General features: G+C 51.9%; 22 protein-coding genes, 4 tRNA genes, 1 other RNA gene and 1 other annotated feature. Of the genes, 6 read left to right on the top strand and 21 right to left on the bottom strand.

The genetic code is table 11. The annotated features are described in order from the left end of the window. Positions 1 to 115 precede the first annotated feature (115 nt). Positions 116 to 242: a sequence feature (Phe leader region), on the top strand. Together ACI2J2_RS16200 and pheA are read left to right on the top strand one after the other, a co-directional pair. Beyond that, positions 117 to 164, top strand: a complete 48-nt coding sequence (locus ACI2J2_RS16200; protein ID WP_193378397.1) for a hypothetical protein — start codon at positions 117 to 119, stop codon at positions 162 to 164. Its footprint overlaps the feature before it by 48 nt. A gap of 42 nt (positions 243 to 284) precedes the next feature. Further along, positions 285 to 1,442 carry a bifunctional chorismate mutase/prephenate dehydratase gene (gene pheA / locus ACI2J2_RS16195; protein ID WP_209635244.1) on the top strand — a complete coding sequence of 386 codons (1,158 nt, stop codon included), beginning with the start codon at positions 285 to 287 and terminating at the stop codon, positions 1,440 to 1,442. 45 nt (positions 1,443 to 1,487) lie between these two features. Here pheA and tyrA read toward each other — a convergent pair whose 3' ends face one another. Next, positions 1,488 to 2,609 (bottom strand): bifunctional chorismate mutase/prephenate dehydrogenase, encoded by a 1,122-nt coding sequence (tyrA, locus tag ACI2J2_RS16190; RefSeq protein ID WP_209635242.1) that lies wholly within the window; start codon positions 2,607 to 2,609, stop codon positions 1,488 to 1,490. 6 nt (positions 2,610 to 2,615) lie between these two features. Beyond that, positions 2,616 to 3,689: a 3-deoxy-7-phosphoheptulonate synthase gene (locus ACI2J2_RS16185; protein WP_209635240.1), complete on the bottom strand. Its 1,074-nt coding sequence runs from the start codon at positions 3,687 to 3,689 to the stop codon at positions 2,616 to 2,618. 572 nt (positions 3,690 to 4,261) lie between these two features. Between ACI2J2_RS16185 and ACI2J2_RS16180 the strand changes: the two genes are divergently transcribed. Both ACI2J2_RS16180 and ACI2J2_RS16175 read left to right on the top strand, forming a co-directional pair. Next, positions 4,262 to 5,026, top strand: coding sequence for a YdiY family protein (locus tag ACI2J2_RS16180; protein WP_020825294.1), 765 nt, complete (start codon positions 4,262 to 4,264; stop codon positions 5,024 to 5,026). 324 nt (positions 5,027 to 5,350) lie between these two features. Then, positions 5,351 to 5,569, top strand: coding sequence for an ogr/Delta-like zinc finger family protein (locus ACI2J2_RS16175; RefSeq protein WP_112348060.1), 219 nt, complete (start codon positions 5,351 to 5,353; stop codon positions 5,567 to 5,569). 113 nt (positions 5,570 to 5,682) lie between these two features. Here the strand turns inward: ACI2J2_RS16175 and rplS are convergent, their stop codons facing one another. The 5 genes from rplS to ffh all read right to left on the bottom strand — a co-directional run bounded on the left by rplS (position 5,683) and on the right by ffh (position 9,307). Beyond that, positions 5,683 to 6,039 (bottom strand): 50S ribosomal protein L19, encoded by a 357-nt coding sequence (gene rplS, locus ACI2J2_RS16170; RefSeq protein ID WP_012005300.1) that lies wholly within the window; start codon positions 6,037 to 6,039, stop codon positions 5,683 to 5,685. 54 nt (positions 6,040 to 6,093) lie between these two features. Further along, on the bottom strand, positions 6,094 to 6,861 hold the full coding sequence (trmD, locus tag ACI2J2_RS16165; RefSeq protein WP_209635238.1) for a tRNA (guanosine(37)-N1)-methyltransferase TrmD: 768 nt from the start codon (positions 6,859 to 6,861) through the stop codon (positions 6,094 to 6,096). Positions 6,862 to 6,913: 52 nt separating this feature from the next. Further along, positions 6,914 to 7,462 carry a ribosome maturation factor RimM gene (gene rimM / locus ACI2J2_RS16160; RefSeq protein WP_209635235.1) on the bottom strand — a complete coding sequence of 183 codons (549 nt, stop codon included), beginning with the start codon at positions 7,460 to 7,462 and terminating at the stop codon, positions 6,914 to 6,916. Positions 7,463 to 7,480: 18 nt separating this feature from the next. Then, complete coding sequence (gene rpsP / locus ACI2J2_RS16155) at positions 7,481 to 7,729, bottom strand: 30S ribosomal protein S16 (protein ID WP_004932501.1); 249 nt, start codon at positions 7,727 to 7,729, stop codon at positions 7,481 to 7,483. A 216-nt stretch (positions 7,730 to 7,945) separates the two neighbouring features. Continuing rightward, positions 7,946 to 9,307 carry a signal recognition particle protein gene (gene ffh / locus ACI2J2_RS16150; RefSeq protein ID WP_037424818.1) on the bottom strand — a complete coding sequence of 454 codons (1,362 nt, stop codon included), beginning with the start codon at positions 9,305 to 9,307 and terminating at the stop codon, positions 7,946 to 7,948. A gap of 169 nt (positions 9,308 to 9,476) precedes the next feature. Between ffh and ACI2J2_RS16145 the strand changes: the two genes are divergently transcribed. Together ACI2J2_RS16145 and ACI2J2_RS16140 are read left to right on the top strand one after the other, a co-directional pair. Beyond that, positions 9,477 to 10,268 (top strand): inner membrane protein YpjD, encoded by a 792-nt coding sequence (locus ACI2J2_RS16145; RefSeq protein ID WP_017891659.1) that lies wholly within the window; start codon positions 9,477 to 9,479, stop codon positions 10,266 to 10,268. Between the two features lie 40 nt (positions 10,269 to 10,308). Further along, positions 10,309 to 11,598, top strand: coding sequence for an HlyC/CorC family transporter (locus tag ACI2J2_RS16140; RefSeq protein ID WP_209635233.1), 1,290 nt, complete (start codon positions 10,309 to 10,311; stop codon positions 11,596 to 11,598). Positions 11,599 to 11,662: 64 nt separating this feature from the next. Here the strand turns inward: ACI2J2_RS16140 and luxS are convergent, their stop codons facing one another. The 14 genes from luxS to pncC form a co-directional block, all read right to left on the bottom strand. Beyond that, on the bottom strand, positions 11,663 to 12,178 hold the full coding sequence (gene luxS / locus ACI2J2_RS16135; protein WP_209635231.1) for an S-ribosylhomocysteine lyase: 516 nt from the start codon (positions 12,176 to 12,178) through the stop codon (positions 11,663 to 11,665). 166 nt (positions 12,179 to 12,344) lie between these two features. Further along, complete coding sequence (gene gshA, locus ACI2J2_RS16130; RefSeq protein WP_404760426.1) at positions 12,345 to 13,907, bottom strand: glutamate--cysteine ligase; 1,563 nt, start codon at positions 13,905 to 13,907, stop codon at positions 12,345 to 12,347. 82 nt (positions 13,908 to 13,989) lie between these two features. Beyond that, on the bottom strand, positions 13,990 to 14,418 hold the full coding sequence (locus ACI2J2_RS16125; protein ID WP_265555760.1) for a YqaA family protein: 429 nt from the start codon (positions 14,416 to 14,418) through the stop codon (positions 13,990 to 13,992). Continuing rightward, positions 14,415 to 14,981: a fructose-1-phosphate/6-phosphogluconate phosphatase gene (yqaB, locus tag ACI2J2_RS16120; protein ID WP_209635225.1), complete on the bottom strand. Its 567-nt coding sequence runs from the start codon at positions 14,979 to 14,981 to the stop codon at positions 14,415 to 14,417. The genes ACI2J2_RS16125 and yqaB overlap by 4 nt, the downstream gene beginning before the upstream one ends. A gap of 172 nt (positions 14,982 to 15,153) precedes the next feature. After that, a non-coding RNA gene (locus ACI2J2_RS16115) (RtT sRNA) lies at positions 15,154 to 15,273 on the bottom strand. Positions 15,274 to 15,301: 28 nt separating this feature from the next. Beyond that, positions 15,302 to 15,378, bottom strand: a tRNA-Arg gene (locus ACI2J2_RS16110). Positions 15,379 to 15,429: 51 nt separating this feature from the next. After that, positions 15,430 to 15,506, bottom strand: a tRNA-Arg gene (locus ACI2J2_RS16105). 61 nt (positions 15,507 to 15,567) lie between these two features. Continuing rightward, positions 15,568 to 15,644: transfer RNA gene (locus ACI2J2_RS16100), tRNA-Arg, on the bottom strand. Positions 15,645 to 15,647: 3 nt separating this feature from the next. Beyond that, positions 15,648 to 15,740, bottom strand: a tRNA-Ser gene (locus tag ACI2J2_RS16095). Positions 15,741 to 16,050: 310 nt separating this feature from the next. Beyond that, the gene (csrA, locus tag ACI2J2_RS16090) at positions 16,051 to 16,236 is read right to left on the bottom strand and encodes a carbon storage regulator CsrA (RefSeq protein ID WP_004091602.1); all 186 of its coding nucleotides are present in this window, start codon (positions 16,234 to 16,236) and stop codon (positions 16,051 to 16,053) included. 252 nt (positions 16,237 to 16,488) lie between these two features. Next, entirely contained in the window at positions 16,489 to 19,116 is a 2,628-nt protein-coding gene (gene alaS / locus ACI2J2_RS16085) for an alanine--tRNA ligase (protein WP_209635222.1), read from the bottom strand. 133 nt (positions 19,117 to 19,249) lie between these two features. Further along, a complete protein-coding gene (gene recX / locus ACI2J2_RS16080) occupies positions 19,250 to 19,756 on the bottom strand; it encodes a recombination regulator RecX (RefSeq protein WP_404760425.1) in 507 nt (168 codons plus the stop codon). A 68-nt stretch (positions 19,757 to 19,824) separates the two neighbouring features. Next, entirely contained in the window at positions 19,825 to 20,886 is a 1,062-nt protein-coding gene (recA, locus tag ACI2J2_RS16075) for a recombinase RecA (RefSeq protein WP_209635219.1), read from the bottom strand. A 112-nt stretch (positions 20,887 to 20,998) separates the two neighbouring features. Beyond that, a complete protein-coding gene (gene pncC, locus ACI2J2_RS16070) occupies positions 20,999 to 21,487 on the bottom strand; it encodes a nicotinamide-nucleotide amidase (RefSeq protein WP_209635217.1) in 489 nt (162 codons plus the stop codon). Positions 21,488 to 21,703 lie beyond the last annotated feature (216 nt).

Here is a 21,703-nt window from a genome sequence, read left to right as displayed (position 1 = left end):
TAGCGGCTGTTTCACATCGAACGCGCCTGAGGGCGCGTTTTTTGTCTGGTTTTTTTATTGACGAGATAAAAGCCTGCGGTTACTTTAAAACCTGTCACACACACTTTGGATATCACATGGCTCGTAAACCGTTTTTCTTCGCATTCTTTTTTACCTTCCCCTGATTGGGAGGCGTTTCGTCGTGTGATAAAGAATGCGAAGACGAACAGCAAAGCCTCCTGAAAACAGGGGGCTTTTTTTATGGCTATTTTACAACGTATAAAAATACAAGGCAGAAGCTGATTATGACTGACAACCCGTTACTCGTGCTGCGCAAACGCATCAGCGCACTGGATCTGAAATTGCTGTCCTTGCTGGCAGAGCGCCGTGAGCTGGCGGTAGAAGTAGGGAAAACCAAACTTCATTCCCATCGGCCAATCCGCGACAAAGAGCGTGAACGCGATCTGCTGGATGCCTTAATTGCCGCCGCCAAGCCCTACGACCTGGACGGATTTTACGTCACTCGCCTGTTCCAACTGATTATTGAAGATTCTGTGTTGACCCAGCAGGCGCTATTACAGAACCAACTCAATCAAGTCAGCCAACATTCTGCCCGTATCGCGTTCCTTGGCCCTAAAGGGTCCTATTCACACTTGGCAGCACGTCAATACGCCGCCCGCCATTTCGATCAATTGATCGAGTGCGGCTGCCATAAATTCCAGGACATTTTCACCCAGGTCGAAACTGGCCAGGCGGATTACGCTATTTTGCCCATCGAGAACACCAGTTCAGGTTCGATTAACGACGTCTACGATTTACTGCAGCACACAAGTTTGTCTATCGTCGGTGAATTGACTAACCCTATTGATCACTGCGTCCTGGTTGCCAATGACACTGATCTTGCCCAGATCGAAACCGTGTATAGCCACCCTCAGCCATTCCAGCAGTGTAGCCAATTCATTAACCGCTACCCGCACTGGAAAATTGAATATTGTGAAAGCACCGCAGCCGCGATGGAAAAAGTGGCCAAATTGAACTCGCCAAAAGCCGCCGCATTAGGCAGCGAAGCTGGCGGTGCTCTCTATGGTCTACAGGTGTTGGAACATAATCTGGCCAATCAACAGCAGAACATTACTCGCTTCATTGTGCTGGCGCGCAAAGCGATTGACGTCTCGGAACAAGTTCCCGCTAAAACGACGCTGATTATGGCCACAGGCCAGCAGTCTGGCGCGTTGGTGGAAGCATTGCTGGTGCTGCGCGATAACGGCATCATCATGACCAAACTGGAATCTCGCCCAATTAACGGTAACCCGTGGGAAGAAATGTTTTATATCGATGTGCAGGCAAACCTGCGTTCTGAAGCGATGCAGAAAGCATTGAGGGACCTGACGCCCATCACGCGCTCGTTGAAGGTGCTGGGTTGCTACCCGAGTGACACCGTAGTACCCGTCAATCCATCCTGATAGAGATAAAAAAGGGTTCGGCATTTGCCGAACCCCGATACATTATTATTGCCGGCTGTCGTTCGCCTGACGTAACAACGAGCGGCTTTCCACCAAGAATCGCTGCGCATAGTCACCAAACCAATGCTCGACCTTCTGGAAGCTCTGAATAAACGCCTGTTTGTCGCCCTGATCCAGCAGCTTTATCGCCTCACCAAACCGTTGGTAGTAGCGTTTGATCAATGCAATGTTCTCTTCCGAGGACATGATGATATCCGCGTACAGCTGCGGATCCTGAGCAAACAGACGCCCGACCATCGCCAACTCTAACCGATAAATCGGCGAAGAAAGTGCCAGCAACTGTTCCAACTGAACGTTTTCTTCTGCCAAGTGCAAGCCATAGGCAAAGGTTGCAAAATGGCGCAGTGCCTGAATAAAGGCCATGTTCTGGTCGTGCTCAACCGCGCTAATACGGTGTAAACGTGCCCCCCAAACCTGCAACTGCTCCAATAACCATTGGTACGCCTGCGGCTCGCGACCGTCGCAATACACCACCACTTGTTTGGCTACACTGCCAACGTCAGGGCCAAACATCGGATGCAGACCCACCACAGGGCCAGTATGCGCAGCCAACATGGCATTCAGCGGACGATTTTTTACGGAGGCCAGATCAACCAGGATGCAATCTGCCGGCAGTGGCGGCAACCGCTCAATGACCTGTTCTGTCACGTGAATAGGTACGCTGACAATCACCATGCCAGCATCCGCCAGCAAAGTGTCAGCCTGCGCCCAATCTTCCTGATCCAACACTTTGACCTGGTAGCCGGACAGCGTCAGCAGACGATTAAACAGCCGCCCCATTTGGCCATTACCGCCAATAATGACAATCGGGCGTAATTGCGGATGCAGCGTTTTAAAACCTTTGTCGTTCTCGCTGACGTAAGACTCGCGCATAACACGACGTAATACGTCCTCAATCAAGTCAGGCGGTACACCAAGGTTTTCCGCCTCTTTACGTCGTGAGGCCAGCATTGCGGCCTCACGCTCAGGAACATATACCGGTAAGCCGTGGTGGCTTTTCACCTCCCCCACTTCCGCCACCAGGTGCAGGCGTTTCGCCAGCAGCTCTAACAGCGCCTTATCCACTTCGTCAATTTGATCGCGCAGCGCGGTCAGTTCAGCCACCATAACTTACTACTCTCCAGTGCGTGCCGTCAGTGCGGCGCCGAGTTCCTGGTGCATATGACGCAGCAGCGTCTCTGTACTTTCCCAATTAATACAGGCGTCAGTTACAGAAACACCGTAGCGCATATCTGCACGCGGTTGCTCAGATGACTGGCTGCCTTCGTGCAGGTGGCTTTCCAGCATGATGCCGGTGATCGAACGGTTACCCGCTTTGATCTGCTCTACCACGGACTCAGCAACTGCCGGTTGACGACGATAGTCTTTATTCGAGTTGCCATGGCTGCAATCTATCATCAAGGACGGATGGAGTCCCGCGTCCCGCATCTGTTTTTCACAGGCTGCAACGTCCTCAGCACTGTAGTTTGGCGTTTTACCACCACGCAAAATCACATGGCCATCCGGATTGCCCTGCGTTTGCAACAGACATACTTGGCCAGCCTGATTGATACCCACAAATCGATGCGGCATTGCCGCGGCGCGCATGGCATTGATTGCCGTACCCAGGCTGCCATCCGTGCCATTTTTGAAGCCGACCGGCATCGACAACCCTGAAGCCATTTCGCGGTGAGTTTGTGATTCCGTCGTGCGCGCACCAATCGCTGACCAGCTAAACAGGTCGCCAAGGTATTGCGGGCTGTTTGGATCTAATGCTTCTGTTGCCAACGGCAAGCCCATACCAACCAGATCAAGCAGCAGGCGACGCGCGATATGCAAACCTGCTTCAACATCAAACGAACCATCCATGTACGGATCGTTAATCAAGCCTTTCCAGCCAACAGTGGTTCGCGGTTTTTCAAAATAGACACGCATAACGATATACAGCTGATCGCTCAATTCAGCCGACAGGGTTTTCAAATGACGGGCGTAATCCAGTGCAGCATCCGGGTCATGGATAGAACAAGGCCCGCACACCACCAACAGGCGATGATCGCGCCCCTGCAAGATATCGGCGATGGTTTTGCGCGCGGTAGCGATTTCATTTTCATCGCTGGCGCTAAGCGGGAACTGGTTCTTCAACTCTTCCGGAGTAATCAGAATTTGTTCTGCACTGATATGAACGTTATTGAGCGCGTCTTTTTGCATGATGCTATTCCTGTCGTTTGCCGTTATGCGTAAGCGTTGAGAGTACGTTGAGCGATTCAGGACCTTACCATATCACGTGATGTAAAGTTTTCAATCCGATATCTGTAAATAAAAAATTACCAATAAGATTACGCATACCAAAAGATGATATTAAAAAACAAGAAAATTTATTTAAATAACTGATTTTAAATGGATAAAATCAAGGAAACACTAGAGTCCTCTTTTCATTTCTTCATAGCTACCCAGCCTACACCACCACCGAAAAACGTAAAGATAAATTTACACAAATGATATCAATACACCCCAGGAGCAAGGCTCTACCGAACATAATAGCCAGGTACATCTCACCATTCGGTTGCCTCTAAGCGACAACCTCACGTAATGCCCCGTTAAATGCTAAGGACACTCAGCATGATATGCCACTGGACGGGGTTAATTAAGTAGAAGAAAAGTGAATAAGTGATGATGAGAAATTAAAAACTTAAGCTAATCGTAGCTATTTTGGTCGCCATGACGAACCGATATAATGTGACCGAAATCACCTATAATCACTCTTAACAACTGGATCCAAAATGCTCTCTTTACGCGCTCGTCGCGCTATTCCGCTGTTCATTAGCTGCTTAACGACTTTCACCAGTGTTTCAGCCCTTGCCGACAATACACTTTTTACCGCGATGGACGACCCAGCCACAGCTAAAAAGCCATTTGAAGGTAACGTCCAGGCTGGTTACAACTCTCAGTCAGGCAACTCGCAAAGCTCAACACTGTTGGCTAACACCAGCATGACCTGGTTCAACAGCGATGCTGCCTACAGCCTCTGGGGAGCAGCCAACAACACCACGTCGTCCAATGTGCGTTCGTCAGAAAAGTATCAAGCCGGTGGCCGTACCCGTTATAACCTGAGCGATCGTAACTATCTGTTCGGCCAAGCAAGCTGGCTGAGCGACCGCTTCAACGGCTATGACTCCCGTTCAACACTGACCGGTGGTTATGGCCGCCAGATTCTCAACGGACCGCTCAGCGATCTGCGTGTTGAATTTGGTCCAGGCGTTCGTCACGACGAATACCATGGTGGTGGTCGTTCAACCAAAGCGCTGGCCTACGGTGCTGCTAACTATTCGTACCAGCTAACCGACAACACCAAGTTCTCCGAAGGTGTTTCCGCACTGGCGAACGAAGAAACCACGTTGAACTCCGAAACTGCATTGAGCGTCGCGATTAACGAGAAATTTGCACTGCGCCTGGCCTACACGGTGACTTACAACAGTAAGCCACCTGCGTCTGCACCAAAGAATACCGATACGACCACCTCAATCAGCCTGGTCTACGGTCTGTAATTCCCTCGGCTCTACAATCCAATATTACCTAAGCCCATCATTGATGGGCTTTTTTATGCCCAAAGGCTAAGTTTAAACATTTTGCTAAAAACATCGCACACGCTATTGACGACTTTAGCAAATAGCTTAATACTGTATGCATAAACAGTAGTTATCAAATAGGCACAGAGCACGATCACTATCAATTATCACAGCTGATGCTACGAGCATCACGCTTAGGGACACTGATGCCACTTTCTGTCCAATGGACAGGACAGTTGTCCAGGCTTTTGATTTTGGCCCATGCCTAATCCGTTCTCACTTAATACATTGCAAGGGGGTTTTATGATGCATTGTCCACTCTGCGGTAGCGTGGCCCATACCCGCTCTAGCCGTTACCTCAGCGAAGCGACTAAAGAACGCTATCACCAATGCCAAAACATTAACTGCAGCTGCACCTTTGCCACGCATGAGTCCGTCGCGCGAGTGATTGTAAAGCCTGGTGATATTATTCCAGCTCAGCCGCACCCGGAAAAAAACAAGCCGCGTGCCGCCGCGCTGTAATGCAAAAAGTCCGCCTGCGACGGTGGACTTTTCTATATCGACATTTCCGCGCATAAAAAAAGGGGTCGGCATAATGCCAACCCCTTCATAGCTATTAACTTTTGGATGCAGCGTTAGCCGACGCGGTTCAGACGCTCTTTGATACGAGCAGACTTACCAGTACGCTCACGCAGATAGTACAGTTTGGCTTTACGAACGGCACCACGACGTTTAACAGCAATGCTGTCAATTACTGGTGAGTGAGTCTGGAATACACGCTCAACACCTTCGCCGTTGGAAATCTTACGAACAGTGAATGCAGAGTGCAGACCGCGGTTACGGATAGCGATAACCACGCCCTCGAATGCCTGCAGACGTTTTTTGCTACCTTCAACGACCCATACCTTCACTTCCACGGAATCACCCGGACGGAATGCAGGTACGTCTTGTTTCATCTGCTCTTGTTCAATTTGCTTAATAATGTTGCTCATAATATGTCTCTTACCCTAGGTAAACTGATATATCGGTCCCGTCGAGCCAATTGCTCAGACGTTCCCTTCATAGTCCTGCTGCTTGGGCTGATGTTCCCGTTGGAACTCAGCCAGCAACACCGCTTGCTCGTCAGTCAGAGCTAGGCTTTCTAGAAGTTCAGGTCTTCTAAGCCAGGTACGGCCCAGCGACTGCTTTAAGCGCCAGCGACGTATCTCGGCATGGTTGCCCGACAGTAAAACCGGCGGAACCTCCATCCCTTCCAACACCTCAGGACGGGTATAGTGCGGGCAGTCCAGCAATCCATCGGCAAAAGAATCTTCTTCTGCTGAAGCCTGATGGCCCAGTACACCCGGGATAAAGCGGGCGACTGAATCGATCAAAGTCATTGCCGGCAGTTCCCCACCGCTGAGTACGTAATCGCCGATTGACCATTCTTCATCAATTTCGGTTTGGATTACGCGCTCATCTACCCCTTCATAACGACCGCACACCAGAATCATCTTCTGGTTGGTCGCCAGTTCGCACACACCGGTTTGATCCAGCTTGCGCCCCTGAGGTGACAGATAAATCACCTTTGCTCCCTCGCCTGCCGCTGCTTTTGCTGCATGAATAGCTTCCCGCAAGGGTTGCACCATCATCAACATTCCCGGGCCGCCGCCATAAGGGCGATCGTCCACGGTACGATGCCGGTCGTAGGTGAAGTCACGAGGACTCCAACACTGCACGCTCAGCAGGCCATTTTTTACTGCCCGGCCAGTCACCCCGTAATCGGTGATTGCGCGGAACATCTCAGGAAACAGGCTTACAATACCAATGAACACAAGCCAATCCCCATACTGTCATTCCACTTGTTTCGACCGTTTAATTCGGAGGTCAAAAACCAGGATCCCAATCTGCTTCAATCACGCGAGCAGTGAGATCGACTTTCTTGATAACCTGCCCATGAAGAAACGGGACCAACCGCTCCTTCATGCCGAACGCATCTTTCAGGTTAGCTTTCACAACCATCACATCATTAGAACCGGTTTCCATCATATCGATGACTTTACCCAGCTCGTAGCCGGTGGTTGTGACTACCTGGCAACCCATAAGGTCTTTCCAATAGTAATCATCACCCACCAACGCAGGAAGTTGTTCCGAATCTACCAGTATCTCGCGATTGGTCAGTAGATTCGCAGCATCCCGATCATCAACGCCTTTGACTTTGATGATCAGATCCTGACTGTGGCGCTTCCAGTCTTCCAACTCGACAAGCTGCCATTGACCCGCCTGCTGGATAAACCAGGGCTGATAGTCAAAAATGCTTTCGGCGTTCTCGGTGGATGAAAATACTCTGAGCCAACCACGGATGCCGTAAGTAGACCCCATTTTACCGAGTACAATCGGCTGCTTAGGTGCTACCGGTTTGAGTTGCTTGCTCATTGCCACCACCGCGACAGATTAAGCTGCTTTCTTAGCGTCTTTGATCAGCGCGTGAACGCGATCAGAAACGGTTGCACCCAGACCGACCCAATGTTCGATGCGGTCCAGGTCCAGACGCAGTGCTTCAGCCTGACCAGATGCGATCGGGTTGAAGAAGCCTACGCGCTCGATGAAACGACCATCACGAGCATTGCGGCTGTCGGTCACTACTACTTGATAGAACGGACGCTTTTTAGCGCCGCCACGTGCCAAACGAATTGTTACCATAACATCCTCTTTAGTTAATAAAACAGCCGGGCCCCATTGAGGGAACGGGGCCCAGTTGCAATATAAAAAGCCCGAAAATTTTACTCATTTTGGCGCAAAAAGCAATCGAAAGCGTAGTTCGTCGTCAACAACTTTTTACGGCCAGTCATATTTCGGGCGGTTTTCACCGCGAACGGCAAATGCTTAAACGCGCTCACCCCAGAGGGCAAGCACCTGTCAGCGGCCTGGGAAGCCCGGCGGCATCATACCTTTCATGCCGCGCATCATCTTCGCCATTCCACCTTTTTTCATCTTTTTCATCATGCGTTGCATGTCGTCAAACTGTTTTAACAAACGGTTAACGTCCTGCACCTGCATGCCGGAGCCCACTGCAATGCGACGCTTGCGCGAGCCTTTGATGATCTCCGGTTTAGCGCGCTCTTTCAGCGTCATCGAATTGATGATCGCTTCCATGCGCACCAGAACTTTATCGTCCATCTGCGATTTCACATTGTCCGGCAATTGGCCGGCGCCAGGCAGTTTGCTCAGCATGCTGGCCATACCGCCCATGTTACGCATCTGCTTCAGTTGTTCCAGGAAGTCGGTCAGATCGAAACCGTCGCCCTTCTTCAACTTGTTAGCCAGTTTTTCCGCCTGTTCGCGGTCAACTTTGCTTTCGATGTCTTCGATCAGCGACAGCACATCGCCCATGCCGAGAATGCGTGAAGCCACACGGTCTGGATGGAATGGCTCCAGCGCTTCCGTCTTCTCACCCACGCCGAGGAACTTGATCGGTTTACCCGTGATATGACGGATGGACAGCGCAGCACCGCCACGCGCGTCACCGTCGACCTTGGTCAACACCACGCCGGTTAACGGCAGGGCTTCGTTAAAGGCCTTGGCGGTATTGGCAGCATCCTGACCGGTCATGGCGTCGACCACAAACAGGGTTTCCACCGGCTTTATCGCCGCATGCACCTGTTTGATTTCGTCCATCATCGCTTCGTCAACGTGCAAACGGCCCGCGGTATCGACGATCAAGACATCGTAGAATTTCAGCTTGGCCTGTTGCAGCGCTCGATTAACGATATCGATCGGTTTTTCTTTAACATCCGATGGGAAAAAGTCGATGCCGACACTTTCTGCCAGTGTTTCCAACTGTTTGATCGCCGCAGGGCGATAAACGTCGGCGGAAACCACCAACACTTTTTTCTTCTGTTTTTCTTTCAGGAACTTGCCGAGTTTGGCAACGCTGGTGGTTTTACCCGCCCCTTGCAGACCCGCCATCAACACCACTGCCGGCGGTTGTGCCGCCAGATTCAGCTCGGTGTTCACTTCGCCCATAGCGGCAATCAGCTCGCTCTTGACGATTTTGACGAACTCTTGCCCAGGCGTCAGGCTTTTGTTGACCTCATGACCGACCGCACTTTCTTTTACGCGATTGATAAAGTCCCGTACCACCGGCAGCGCAACGTCCGCTTCCAGCAAAGCCATGCGCACTTCACGCAGGGTTTCTTTGATATTTTCTTCGGTCAGCCGCCCACGGCCGCTGATATTGCGCAGGGTGCGCGACAAACGATCGGTTAAATTTTCAAACATCGTCTCATGCTCAACGTGTAATGACAGGCCGCTCTGGCGACATAATTGCGGCGATTATAACACGAAGCGGAGAGGATCTCTGCCTCAGCGTTGGAGATCGGTTGGAGTGGGACGCGCTGGACGCTATACTGACAATCCAATTCACCACGCCGAAGCAAAATTAAACGCTATGCCAGTTTTCTCCATTGTGGCTTTGATCGCCTACCTGCTCAGCCTTGGACTGATTATTCCCAGCTTGTTGCGGAAGAACAGCGCATACCGTCGGCTTGCTCTCGTCTCGGCGGTGGTAGCGCTGGTTTGCCACGCCATCGCACTGCAACAGCGTATTTTTGACGTCAGTGCCGGGCAAAATCTCAGCTTGCTCAACATCGGCTCGATAGTCAGCCTGATCATCTGCTCGGTTATGACGTTTGTCGCTTCACGCGATCGCGGCTGGTTCTTGCTACCTATCGTTTATAGCTTCGCGATGATCAATCTCGCCTTTGCCAGCTTTATGCCTGGCGAGTTTATTACGCATCTGGAAGCCAGCCCTGAACTGATGGTGCACATCGGCCTGGCGCTGTTTTCCTACGCTACGCTGATCATCGCCGCGTTGTATGCATTGCAGCTCGCCTGGCTGGACTATCTGCTGAAAAATAAAAAGCTCTCCTTCAGCGCCGATATGCCGCCGCTGATGAGCATTGAGCGCAAAATGTTCCACATCACCCAAATCGGCGTCGTGCTGCTCACTCTCACGCTGTGCACTGGCCTGCTTTATATGGACAATCTGTTCAGCAAAGAGAATGTGCACAAAGCTGTGCTGTCCATCATGGCATGGTTTGTCTATATCGTTTTGTTGTGGGGTCATTACCATGAGGGTTGGCGTGGCCGCCGTGTCGTCTGGTTCAGTTTTGCCGGTGCCTTCTTGCTAACATTAGCCTACTTCGGCAGCCGTCTTATCCAACAAGTGATGGTTCGTTAACGTCTCTGGCTCTCTTTCTCCATACATAAGGAATACCGCGTTGGAGCATGTTTCGACAGGAACCCTGATCATCATCTTGGTGGTTATGATTGTGGTTTCCGCTTACTTCTCAGCATCCGAAACCGGCATGATGACGCTAAATCGCTATCGTCTCCGTCATCTTTCCAAGCAGGGTAACCGCTCTGCCCGCCGGGTCGAGAAGCTACTGAAAAAGCCAGACCGTCTGATTGGCCTGGTGCTGATCGGCAATAATCTGGTGAATATTCTCGCCTCCGCGCTGGCGACCATTGTCGGTATGCGTCTCTATGGTGATTTTGGTGTCGCTATTGCCACCGGTGTATTGACGTTTGCCGTGCTGCTGTTCGCCGAAGTGCTGCCGAAAACCTTTGCTGCACTGTATCCGGAACGGATCGCCTTCCCCAGCAGCTTTTTACTGGCTCCGCTGCAAAAGGTCATGTTCCCGCTGGTATGGCTGCTCAATGGCATCACCACCTTGGTCCTGCGCCTGTTCGGCATCCACACTAACGTGCGCGTCAGCGACGCCGTCAGCAAGGATGAGCTGCGTACTATCGTTAACGAATCACACTCGCAGATATCTCGTCGCAATCAGGACATGCTGATTTCAGTCCTGGATCTCGAAAAAGTGACCGTGGACGACATCATGGTACCGCGCAATGAGATCGTCGGTATCGACGTCAACGACGATTGGAAATCGATCATGCGCCAGCTCACACACTCGCCGCACGGCCGCATTGTGCTGTACCGCAGTTCGTTGGATGACGCCATCGGAATGCTACGCGTACGTGAAGCCTACCGTCTGATGACCGAGAAGAAAGAGTTCAACAAAGAGAACCTGCTGCGTGCCGCCGATGAGATTTACTACGTGCCTGAAGGGACTCCGCTGAATGTCCAACTGGTGAAATTCCAGCGTAACAAAGAAAAGGTTGGCATCGTCGTTGACGAATACGGTGATATTCAGGGGCTGGTGACGGTTGAAGACATTCTGGAAGAGATTGTCGGTGATTTCACTACCTCCATGTCACCCACATTGGCGGAAGAGGTCAATCCGCAGAGCGATGGATCAGTCTTGATAGACGGTACTGCCAACGTGCGTGAGTTAAACAAGGCATTCAATTGGACCCTGCCAGCTACTGATGCGCGTACGGTTAACGGTATGCTGCTGGAGGAGCTCGAAGAGATCCCCGACGTCGGCACCCGAGCCCGGATAGGCCACTATGATATCGATATTCTCGACGTGCAGGACAATATGATCAAACAAGTGCGGGTCACGCCGATAAAGTCACTGCAATCCAGCGTTCAGCAACACTGACACCCCGCCAGAAAGGAAAAAGCCGCGTAATGCGGCTTTTTTTATCGCTGCAACGGGGACCGAACTAGATGTGCAGTTCTTGCAACTTCTCTTTCGGCAGTGCCAACTCGTCGTTGTGGTTCACCACCACGTCGTGATCAAGAATATGCTTAGCGATTTCCTGCGCTTCTTCCAATGAGTGCATGTGGTAAGTCCCACACTGGAACTCATTCAGCTCAGGAATTTTACGCTGGTCGGTCACTTTCAGCACATCGCTCATCGCGGCTTTCCACGCATCGGCAACACGCTGCTCTTCCGGCACACCAATCAGGCTCATGTAGAAGCCAGTACGGCATCCCATCGGGGAGATATCGATAATCTCAACACCCTGACCATTCAGGTGGTCACGCATAAAACCCGCAAACAGGTGTTCCAGCGTATGAATGCCACGCTCAGGCATCACTTCCAGGTTCGGCCGGCAGAAACGCAAATCGAACACGGTGATGGTATCGCCATGAGGCGTTTTCATGGTTTTCGCTACGCGGACAGCCGGAGCTGCCATGCGAGTATGGTCTACGGTGAAGCTATCCAGCAATGGCATTTCGTTACCTCCTCGTAAAAGAGTATTTATTTCGAAACTTTTTTATCTAACCAGGAAACCTTTTCTAACTCAGCGAGTCTGAATATGTGAAAGACGCGCATTTGTTATCATCATCCCTGTCATCAGAGATGCATATTTGGCCACATTGATGTGGCCTTTTTCTTTTTCAGCCCCCACCATGTTGCTTCAGGAACTCTTCAAAGCTTAGCGTATCACTGGCTTCTACGTTACGTTGACGCTCCCACGAGGCTTCCTGTTCTTTCGCCAACTCGGCTTCAGTCAGGATTTCCAGCGGCTCTTCTATCAGCATCTGGCGGTATTGTTCAGCCAGTTCCAGACCCACACGCCCCGTTCCTTCTTCCTTCATGGCTTTTAGGATGCGGGCAGAGAATGTCAAATCCGGATCGTCAAACGCCGCGACCAGTTCATCGCACACCTGTTGATATTGGCTATCACCGGCTTCGCTATCGAGCACTTCCGCCACGCGGCGCAGATCGTCAAACAGCGCTTTGCCTACTTTTGCCAGCGGCTCACGGCTGTCATCACACCCCATGCCAATCGTCTGACCCGGCTTGCGGCCTTCAAGGATCACACGATTCCAGTTTTTACGCGTGCACAGCAACTCATCGCTGCTCATCTCTGGCGCATCGGCCAGCACACACCACACCAGGAACAGGTCCAGGAAGCGCGCCTGTACGGCATCTACGCCGATGGGTGAGAATGGGTTGATGTCCAGCGAGCGAACTTCAATGTATTCGATACCGCCGCGCAGCAGCGCATCTGACGGAGTCTCTCCGCTGTTGGTTACACGCTTCGGTCGGATTGGCGCATAGAGTTCGTTTTCGATCTGCAACACATTGCTGTTCAGTTGCAGATAACGATCGCCGTCCTTCACGCCCAACTTGGCAAACTCTTCTGATGGCGTGGCAATTGCCCGCTTCAGGCCTTCAACATAACTTTGCAGATCGTTGAAAGTAATGCCCAGGTTGCTCTGCGATTTATTGGTGTAGCCGAGATCGCTCAGACGCAACGACGTGGCATACGGCAGATAGCACATCCCTTGTTCAGTACGTTCGAACGGCAACGTAGTTTCACGCCCCTTCAGGAATGAAGAACAAATTGCCGGCGATGCGCCAAACAAGTACGGAATGACCCAGCCAAAACGGTAATAGTTACGGATCAGACGGAAATATCCCGCGGAGATCTGCTCTTTACCACTTTCAGCATCTTTAACACCCGCCCACGCCTGCCAGAACTCCAGCGGCAGTGAGAAATTGTAGTGCACACCGGAAATAGTTTGCATCAACGCGCCGTAGCGGTTCTTTAACCCTTCGCGGTATAGCGTTTTCATTCGACCGATGTTCGACGCGCCGAACTGCGCCAGCTCAATGTCCTGCTCCGCTTCAATAAAGCACGGCATGCTGAGCGGCCACATACGCTCGTCACCCAGGTTACGCGCTACGTGACGATGAATATCACGTAAGAACGTCAGCAAGTGATCGAGGTTGTCGTCAACTGGCGTAATGAACTCTAACAATGCCTCAGCAAAGTCTGTGGTTATCCAGTGGTGCGTTAATGCCGCCCCCAATTTCTCCGGATGTCCGGTTGTTGCAAGCTTACCGTCCGCGGTAACGCGCAGCGTTTCACGCTCAATGCCGCGACGGATGCCTTTTAATGCATGGGGATGGGCTTCCAACCAAGAAAGCGCCTGAGATACGTCCGGGATCAAATTGACCTCCCGCTTCTAAAAACAAGAACTCGTAAGCATACTGAATCCGCACCCGAGAGAATATTGAGTTATATTCACGTCGTTAATGCCACCAGGCCATTCCCTGTAACGTTATCATCGTAAGAATGATGTAACGCACCGCCTTTCCGATACACAGAAACAGCGCGACAGGGCCCCAGGGCATGCGCAGCCAACCTGCCAACACGCACAATAAATCGCCCACTACCGGTACCCAACTGAGCAACAGCGCAGCCGGGCCAAAGCGTTGCATCCACCCGAGCGCGGTATCCAGACCTCGCTGCGGTTTCAACGCCGGTAGTAAGCGCCCGATAATGACATTGGTCAACCCACCGAGCGTATTCCCCAACGTCGCGGCCAGCACCAGTAATTCCGGTGAGACACGGCTGTTGGTCAGCAAGGCGACCAAAACAATTTCTGAATTTCCCGGCAGCAACGTCGCACTGAGGAAGCTGCTGCCAAACAACGACATAACGGCCAGCGTACTACTCACAGCGTACGAACGTCTACCACAGCCATATTGGCGCTTTTCGCGGCCTGAATACCGAAGTCTGCGTCTTCAAATACCACGCATTTCTCCGGCGGCACGCCAATCAGTTCGGCACAACGCAGGAAGGTGTCCGGCTCCGGCTTGTGGCGTTGCACGTCATCGGCGCCAACGATCGCATCAAAGCAATGGAACAGACCCAGATGGCGCAACAAGGTTTCTGCCATGCGGTGCTCGCTGCCGGTGCCAACCGCCATAGGACGGCGCCCATGGTAGGCTTTCACCACCTCAATCAACGGCAGGGGGCGAACACTGTCCAACAGCATCGCTTCTACCGCGCGGGTTTTCTCTGCAGCCAACTGATGGGGATCGAGATCGGCCTGGTGGCTGGCAATTATCGCCTGGGCAATACGCCAGGTCGGTGAGCCGCTCAACGCTACCATCGCCGCCTCATCAAACGTCATACCGTAACGGGACAACACCTCACGCCACGCTTTGCGGTGCGTTGGCTCAGTATCGAGAATGGTGCCGTCCATATCGAAAATAAGACCTTGATAGCGGTCGTACATCGTTACTCCATGATCGTTGAGGAAAGAAAACTACTTTAGCGTAAAGCCGGCAGGTTGTCGCTGATCGCGTAATAGCGGAATGTGCTGTGCAGGTGCCTAAGGATGGCGCGATAACAACGACGTTCGCTGAATGCCAAAAAGCGAAAAACCCGCCAAGGCGGGTTTTCTTAGAGGGTGCATCCAGGAGGATAATTCGGCTGCGCCTCTCCCTGCGGGCCGTTGCTAAAGCAACGTTGTCTCGCTACGCTCGGCTCGAACCTCCAACCGCTTTGCTCGCGGTCGGAAAAGCGAAAAACCCGCCGAAGCGGGTTTTTCTTAGATGGTGCATCCAGGAGGATTCGAACCTCCGACCGCTCGGTTCGTAGCCGAGTACTCTATCCAGCTGAGCTATGGATGCATTACTATTTTTTGGTTTGTCTGCTTGAATACAACAAGTTGACAGAAAGAATGGTGCATCCAGGAGGATTCGAACCTCCGACCGCTCGGTTCGTAGCCGAGTACTCTATCCAGCTGAGCTATGGATGCACAGGAATTCTTTTTTGATACCGTATGGTACGTTGTTACTACCCCACCATACTGCAAAATATGGTGCATCCAGGAGGATTCGAACCTCCGACCGCTCGGTTCGTAGCCGAGTACTCTATCCAGCTGAGCTATGGATGCAAATGGCGGTGAGGCGGGGATTCGAACCCCGGATGCAGCTTTTGACCGCATACTCCCTTAGCAGGGGAGCGCCTTCAGCCTCTCGGCCACCTCACCATACGCTTCTTTCGAATTGTGCCTAACTTGCTTTAGAGAAGCTCATCGGCACTGCGTGGCGCACATATTACTTTCTCCGACTTTTAAGTCAAACAATTTTTCCCAACTCACGTGCGTTTGCACAATTCACGCTCAACATGGGCGATTTCACGGCAAAAAGAGTGTTTTATCAACAAGCCGCTACAGTGAAATAGCAAACAAAGTGAAGGAGAGAGCAGGAAGATTTTGCAGAAGAAGACAGGGAATGGTTTGTGATGGGTATAAAAAAGCGCAGTAGCGTCTCGCTGAGCAACGAGACGCTGCTTCGAAATCAGTAAGTCGTCTGTTGAGACTTCTCTGCCTGAATGCGCTGATAGATTTCTTCGCGGTGAACTGACACCTCTTTAGGGGCATTCACACCAATACGAACCTGGTTGCCCTTGACCCCTAACACTGTGACCGTGACCTCATCGCCAATCATGAGGGTTTCACCAACTCGACGAGTCAGAATTAACATTCTTTGCTCCTTGAAAGATTAAAAGAGTCGGGTCTCTCAGTTTCCCCGTCATTATCCATCATATGCTGTGAAAACGTAAGTCATGTTACCCACAATAAATGTAAGCAGACTTGGTCTCACCTCAGATAATGATAAGTTTAGCCGACCTGAAAAACTTTGTTCCCGGAATTGTAACCAAATTGTGTTAGCACAGTATAAAAACGCCATAATCAGTAATGAGTTATGGCGTTTGTAAGTGCTATTTATTTATATTCACAGTTTCGAGGCCACCCAGGCCTCTACGCTGTCTAATGCCGCTGGCAGGGCACTGACATCTGTTCCCCCGGCCTGCGCCATATCAGGGCGTCCGCCCCCTTTACCGCCAACCTGCTGTGCTACGTTACCGATCAGCTCGCCGGCTTTCACTCGGTCGGTCAGATCTTTGGTCACGCCAGCAATCAAGCTCACCTTATCATCAGCCGTAGTGGCCAGCACGATAATCGCAGAACCCAATTGATTTTTAAGATCATCAACCATGGTGCGCAGCATTTTGGCCTCAACGTTATCAAGCTGGCTGACCAACAGGCGTACGCCGTTAACCATTTTCGCCTTGCTGGACAACGATGCGCTCTCCTGAGCCGCCTGCTGGTCCTTCAATTGCTGTAGCTCTTTCTCCAACGCGCGGGTGCGATCGAGCACCATACGCACTTTGTCCGTCAGGTTGTTACTGTCACCTTTCACCAGATGCGCAACGTCCTGTAACAGATCGCTTTGCTGATGCAGAGTGGCAATCGCACCTTCACCGGTTACCGCTTCAATACGACGGATACCCGCAGCAGTCCCTGACTCACTGAGGATCCGGAACAAACCGATATCGCCAGTACGGCTGGCGTGAGTACCGCCACACAGTTCAGTCGAGAAGTCACCCATGGTCAGTACACGCACGCTGTCGTCGTACTTCTCACCGAACAGCGCCATTGCGCCCTTCTCTTTGGCATCTTCCAGCGCCATTACTTCAGTTTGCACCGGCAGGTTACGGCGCACTTGCTGGTTAACCAAGTCTTCCACCGCACGAATTTGCTCTGGCTTCATCGCTTCGAAATGTGAGAAGTCGAAACGCAGGTATTTATCGTTAACCAACGAGCCTTTCTGCGCTACGTGCTCACCCAGCGTCTGGCGCAGTGCTGCATGCAGCAAGTGCGTCGCAGAGTGGTTCAGGCGAATACGATTGCGGCGAACCTTGTCGATCTGCGCGTCAACGCGATCTTTCACTTTCAGAGACCCCTGAGACAGCTTGCCCTGATGGCCGATGGCCTGGCCGTATTTCTGAGTGTCGCTTACCTCAAAATCAGCACCCGCAGCTTTCAGCACGCCTTTGTCGCCAACCTGACCACCGGACTCACCATAGAACGGGGTCTCATCCAGCACCACTACGGCCTCTTCACCAGCGTGGATCTCATCCACTGGCTGGCCATCGCGGAACAACGCGGTCACCGTTGATTGCTGTTGTTCGTGGTCATAGCCGCTGAATTGGCTGGCACCATCAACACGGATCATGCTGTTGTAGTCAGCACCGAAGCCGCTGGATTCACGCGCACGACGGCGTTGTGCTTCCATTGCCTGTTCGAAACCAGCTTCATCCACTTTCAGGCCACGTTCACGGCACACGTCTGCAGTCAGATCGATCGGGAAACCATAGGTGTCGTACAAACGGAATGCGGTTTCGCCATCCAGAGTATCGCCTTCCAGCTTGGCTAGCGCCTCGTCCAGCAGGATCAAACCACGCTCCAGAGTGCGCGCAAACTGATCTTCTTCGGTTTTCAGCACTTGCTCAACCAGTGACTGCTGGCGCTTCAATTCGTCGGCTGCCGGCCCCATTACGTCGATCAATGGCGCAACCAGCTTGTAGAAGAAGCTGTCTTTCGCGCCCAGCATGTTGCCATGGCGAACAGCACGACGAATGATGCGGCGCAGCACATAACCACGGCCTTCGTTCGATGGCGTCACACCGTCGGAAACCAGGAAGGCACAAGAACGGATATGGTCGGCAATAACGCGCAGAGATTTGTTATTCAAATCTGTCGCACCCGTCACCTTGGCCACTGCGGCAATCAACTTGCTGAACAGGTCAATTTCATAGTTGGAGTTAACATGCTGCAATACTGCGGCAATACGCTCCAGGCCCATACCGGTATCTACCGACGGCTTTGGCAGTGGCAACATGGTACCGTCTGATTGACGGTTGAACTGCATGAACACAAGGTTCCAGATCTCAATATAGCGATCGCCGTCTTCTTCCGGGCTACCCGGAGGACCACCCCAAATGTGATCACCGTGATCGTAGAAAATCTCGGTGCATGGGCCGCATGGACCGGTATCGCCCATCTGCCAGAAGTTATCGGAGGCAAAAGCCCCGCCTTTATTATCGCCGATGCGGATAATGCGTTCTGCCGGTACACCAATCTGTTTCTGCCAGATGTCGAAGGCTTCGTCATCGGTTTCATAGACGGTCACCCACAGCCTTTCTTTCGGCAGGTTAAACCAGTTTTCACCGGTCAGCAGTTCCCATGCGTAGCTAATGGCATCGTGTTTGAAATAGTCGCCGAAGCTGAAATTACCCAACATTTCAAAGAAGGTATGGTGACGTGCGGTATAGCCGACGTTCTCCAGATCGTTATGCTTACCGCCCGCCCGCACGCAACGCTGTGAGGTCGTCGCTCGGGAATAGGCGCGCTTGTCCAGCCCCAGGAAAACATCTTTAAATTGGTTCATGCCGGCATTGGTAAACAGCAATGTCGGATCATTGTCAGGCACCAGGGAGCTGCTTGCTACAACCTGATGGCCCTTACTATGAAAGAAATCGAGAAACGCTTGACGGATCTCAGCGGTGCTCTTGCTCATAATTTTCCCGGAAAGGCTAGAATAACGACACGTGAGCAAGATACGTGACATCCTGACGATGACATCTAGCTCACGAACAAAAAGTGGGGATAAGATAAATTTTCTTCAAGGGGAAGTAAAACCCCGTGTGCGTTCATTGCGCAAAATCACGGTAAATTGACTGAATTTCTTCCTGGAAGAAGCCACGATAGAGCAGATAACGCTGCACTTTGGCTTTCTCTTTCCAGTCCGTTGGTAGCTTGTCGCCAAATTTACGCTGCGCCACCTGTTTGGCCTGCTCACACCAGTCAATATCGCACTCTGCCAGCGCGGCCTTCGTTAGCTCTTTATCCACGCCTTTTTGCATCAGTTCAGAACGGATTCGCTGCGCGCCATAGCCTTTACGGCTGCGGCTACCAATGTAGCTGATGGCAAAACGTTGATCGTCTAGCCAATTATGCTGATAGCAATAAGCGATGACCTGTTCAATAACGGCAGGATCAATGGGTTCTTCAGGAACAGGGGCAGAGGATGCGGGGGTTTTGGTACCGAATTTGGCTTTCGCCATAAATGGCTGCGCCGCAAGCTTGCGGCGCAGTTCAGCTTCACTATGATCGCGTTGCGACAGCAGGCGCATGGCGCGGCTTAGCAAGTCATTCATTATTCAAGCCTGATTAAATTGATGTTCGTGCTGCCTTACACAACGGCACTCACGAACATCAGCAGCGATTAAAACTCTTCGCTGGTTTCAGCTTCATCGTCGAAGCCTTCATTAGTTGCAGAAACCAGTTCACCGCTGCTGTGCAGCAGCAGGTCACGCAGTTTTTTATCCAACTCAGCGGCAACTGCAGGGTTTTCTTTCAAGAAATTACAGGCGTTTGCCTTACCTTGGCCAATCTTATCGCCGTTGTAGCTATACCAAGCGCCCGCTTTCTCGATCATCTTGTGCTTAACGCCCAGATCGACCAGCTCACCACGGCTGTTGATGCCTTCACCGTACAGGATTTGGAACTCAGCCTGCTTGAACGGAGCTGCGATTTTGTTTTTTACCACTTTAACGCGGGTTTCACTGCCGATGACTTCGTCGCCTTCTTTCACCGCGCCGATACGGCGGATATCCAGACGGACAGAAGCGTAGAACTTCAATGCGTTACCGCCGGTGGTGGTTTCCGGGTTACCGAACATCACACCGATTTTCATACGGATCTGGTTGATGAAAATCAGCAGCGTGTTGGCGTTTTTCAGGTTACCGGCCAGCTTACGCATGGCCTGGCTCATCATACGTGCTGCCAGACCCATATGTGAGTCGCCGATTTCGCCTTCAATTTCTGCTTTTGGCGTCAGCGCGGCTACGGAGTCAACGATGATCACATCAACCGCGCCAGAGCGGGTTAAAGCGTCACAGATTTCCAAGGCTTGCTCACCCGTATCCGGCTGAGAACACAGCAGGTTGTCGATATCAACGCCCAGCTTTTTCGCATAAACCGGATCCAGCGCATGCTCGGCATCGATGAACGCACAGGTTTTGCCTTCGCGCTGCGCCGCAGCGATAACCTGCAGGGTCAGCGTCGTTTTACCGGAAGACTCCGGACCGTAAATTTCAACGATACGACCCATTGGCAGGCCGCCCGCACCCAATGCGATATCAAGTGACAGTGAGCCGGTGGAGATCGTTTCTACGTCCATAGAACGGTCTTCACCCAGACGCATGATGGAGCCTTTGCCGAACTGTTTCTCAATCTGGCCCAGTGCCGCAGCTAGCGCCTTTTGCTTGTTCTCATCAATAGCCATTTTTGCTCCTTCGTTACGCAATGTCGGTGTTACCCCACACTGCCACTGAATGTATGTTGTGCAGGAAATGTCACTAATTATACTGTATGGTCATACAGTATCAAGCCTAATTTTACAAAAATTCATCAAGGGCGGTTTGCAGCGCGAAAATCGTCGCCTGAAGCCGCACTGCATCACGATCGCCGGCAAAATGCATCTTACGCGCCAACACCCGCCCAGAGCGTTCAGCGAAGCCAAACCAGACAGTACCCACCGGTTTTTCCGCACTGCCGCCATCCGGTCCGGCAATACCACTGACCGACAGTGCCACGTTGGCCCGTGCCGCATGCAATGCTCCCTGCGCCATTTCACGCACCACTTCTTCGCTCACTGCACCGTGCGCCGCCAATGTGTCTTCAGCCACGCCCAGCAGCTCATGTTTCGCGGTATTGCTGTAGGTGACAAAACCACGATCGAAATAGGCGGAACTGCCAGCAATATCAGTGATTGCTTTGGCGATACCGCCGCCAGTACAAGATTCCGCGCAGGTGATCCACTGACCATTGGCCTTCAGTTTTTCCCCTACCACCATGCTGAGTTTACGCAGTTGGTTTTCACTCATGACCTCTCCTTAGCGAATCAAGGTATATGCGCCCGATAGTAGCATTTATCAACCTTGCCTGAGGGGGGTGATGACAGAAATGCGCGGCACTTCGCAAGGGGTGCGGTGTTAAGCCGCGGGCCAAACTGCTAGTATCGAAGGTAAGGCCCGAGTTAACGGGCAGTGTTTTGCATGAGGGATATCACCGGATTGCCTATGCCACCAGCATAGCCAGCT

The sequence above is a fragment of the Serratia sp. NPDC087055 genome, assembly GCF_044900985.1.
Taxonomy (GTDB): Bacteria; Pseudomonadota; Gammaproteobacteria; order Enterobacterales; family Enterobacteriaceae; genus Serratia.
The sequence above is the reverse complement of the archived record's forward strand: the minus strand, read 5'-3'. Positions and strand labels throughout refer to the sequence as shown.

What these genes read in the sequence shown, in the direction of transcription:
- csrA (WP_004091602.1), bottom strand. Translation starts at nt 16,236, where the DNA reads ATGTTAATTCTGACTCGTCGAGTTGGTGAAACCCTCATGATTGGCGAT.
- pncC (WP_209635217.1), bottom strand. Translation starts at nt 21,487, where the DNA reads ATGAGTGAAAACCAACTGCGTAAACTCAGCATGGTGGTAGGGGAAAAA.
- pheA (WP_209635244.1), top strand. Translation starts at nt 285, where the DNA reads ATGACTGACAACCCGTTACTCGTGCTGCGCAAACGCATCAGCGCACTG.
- luxS (WP_209635231.1), bottom strand. Translation starts at nt 12,178, where the DNA reads ATGCCATTGCTGGATAGCTTCACCGTAGACCATACTCGCATGGCAGCT.
- tyrA (WP_209635242.1), bottom strand. Translation starts at nt 2,609, where the DNA reads ATGGTGGCTGAACTGACCGCGCTGCGCGATCAAATTGACGAAGTGGAT.
- yqaB (WP_209635225.1), bottom strand. Translation starts at nt 14,981, where the DNA reads ATGTACGACCGCTATCAAGGTCTTATTTTCGATATGGACGGCACCATT.
- ACI2J2_RS16145 (WP_017891659.1), top strand. Translation starts at nt 9,477, where the DNA reads ATGCCAGTTTTCTCCATTGTGGCTTTGATCGCCTACCTGCTCAGCCTT.
- rimM (WP_209635235.1), bottom strand. Translation starts at nt 7,462, where the DNA reads ATGAGCAAGCAACTCAAACCGGTAGCACCTAAGCAGCCGATTGTACTC.
- ACI2J2_RS16175 (WP_112348060.1), top strand. Translation starts at nt 5,351, where the DNA reads ATGATGCATTGTCCACTCTGCGGTAGCGTGGCCCATACCCGCTCTAGC.
- ACI2J2_RS16180 (WP_020825294.1), top strand. Translation starts at nt 4,262, where the DNA reads ATGCTCTCTTTACGCGCTCGTCGCGCTATTCCGCTGTTCATTAGCTGC.
- recA (WP_209635219.1), bottom strand. Translation starts at nt 20,886, where the DNA reads ATGGCTATTGATGAGAACAAGCAAAAGGCGCTAGCTGCGGCACTGGGC.
- recX (WP_404760425.1), bottom strand. Translation starts at nt 19,756, where the DNA reads ATGAATGACTTGCTAAGCCGCGCCATGCGCCTGCTGTCGCAACGCGAT.
- alaS (WP_209635222.1), bottom strand. Translation starts at nt 19,116, where the DNA reads ATGAGCAAGAGCACCGCTGAGATCCGTCAAGCGTTTCTCGATTTCTTT.
- rpsP (WP_004932501.1), bottom strand. Translation starts at nt 7,729, where the DNA reads ATGGTAACAATTCGTTTGGCACGTGGCGGCGCTAAAAAGCGTCCGTTC.
- ACI2J2_RS16185 (WP_209635240.1), bottom strand. Translation starts at nt 3,689, where the DNA reads ATGCAAAAAGACGCGCTCAATAACGTTCATATCAGTGCAGAACAAATT.
- ffh (WP_037424818.1), bottom strand. Translation starts at nt 9,307, where the DNA reads ATGTTTGAAAATTTAACCGATCGTTTGTCGCGCACCCTGCGCAATATC.
- rplS (WP_012005300.1), bottom strand. Translation starts at nt 6,039, where the DNA reads ATGAGCAACATTATTAAGCAAATTGAACAAGAGCAGATGAAACAAGAC.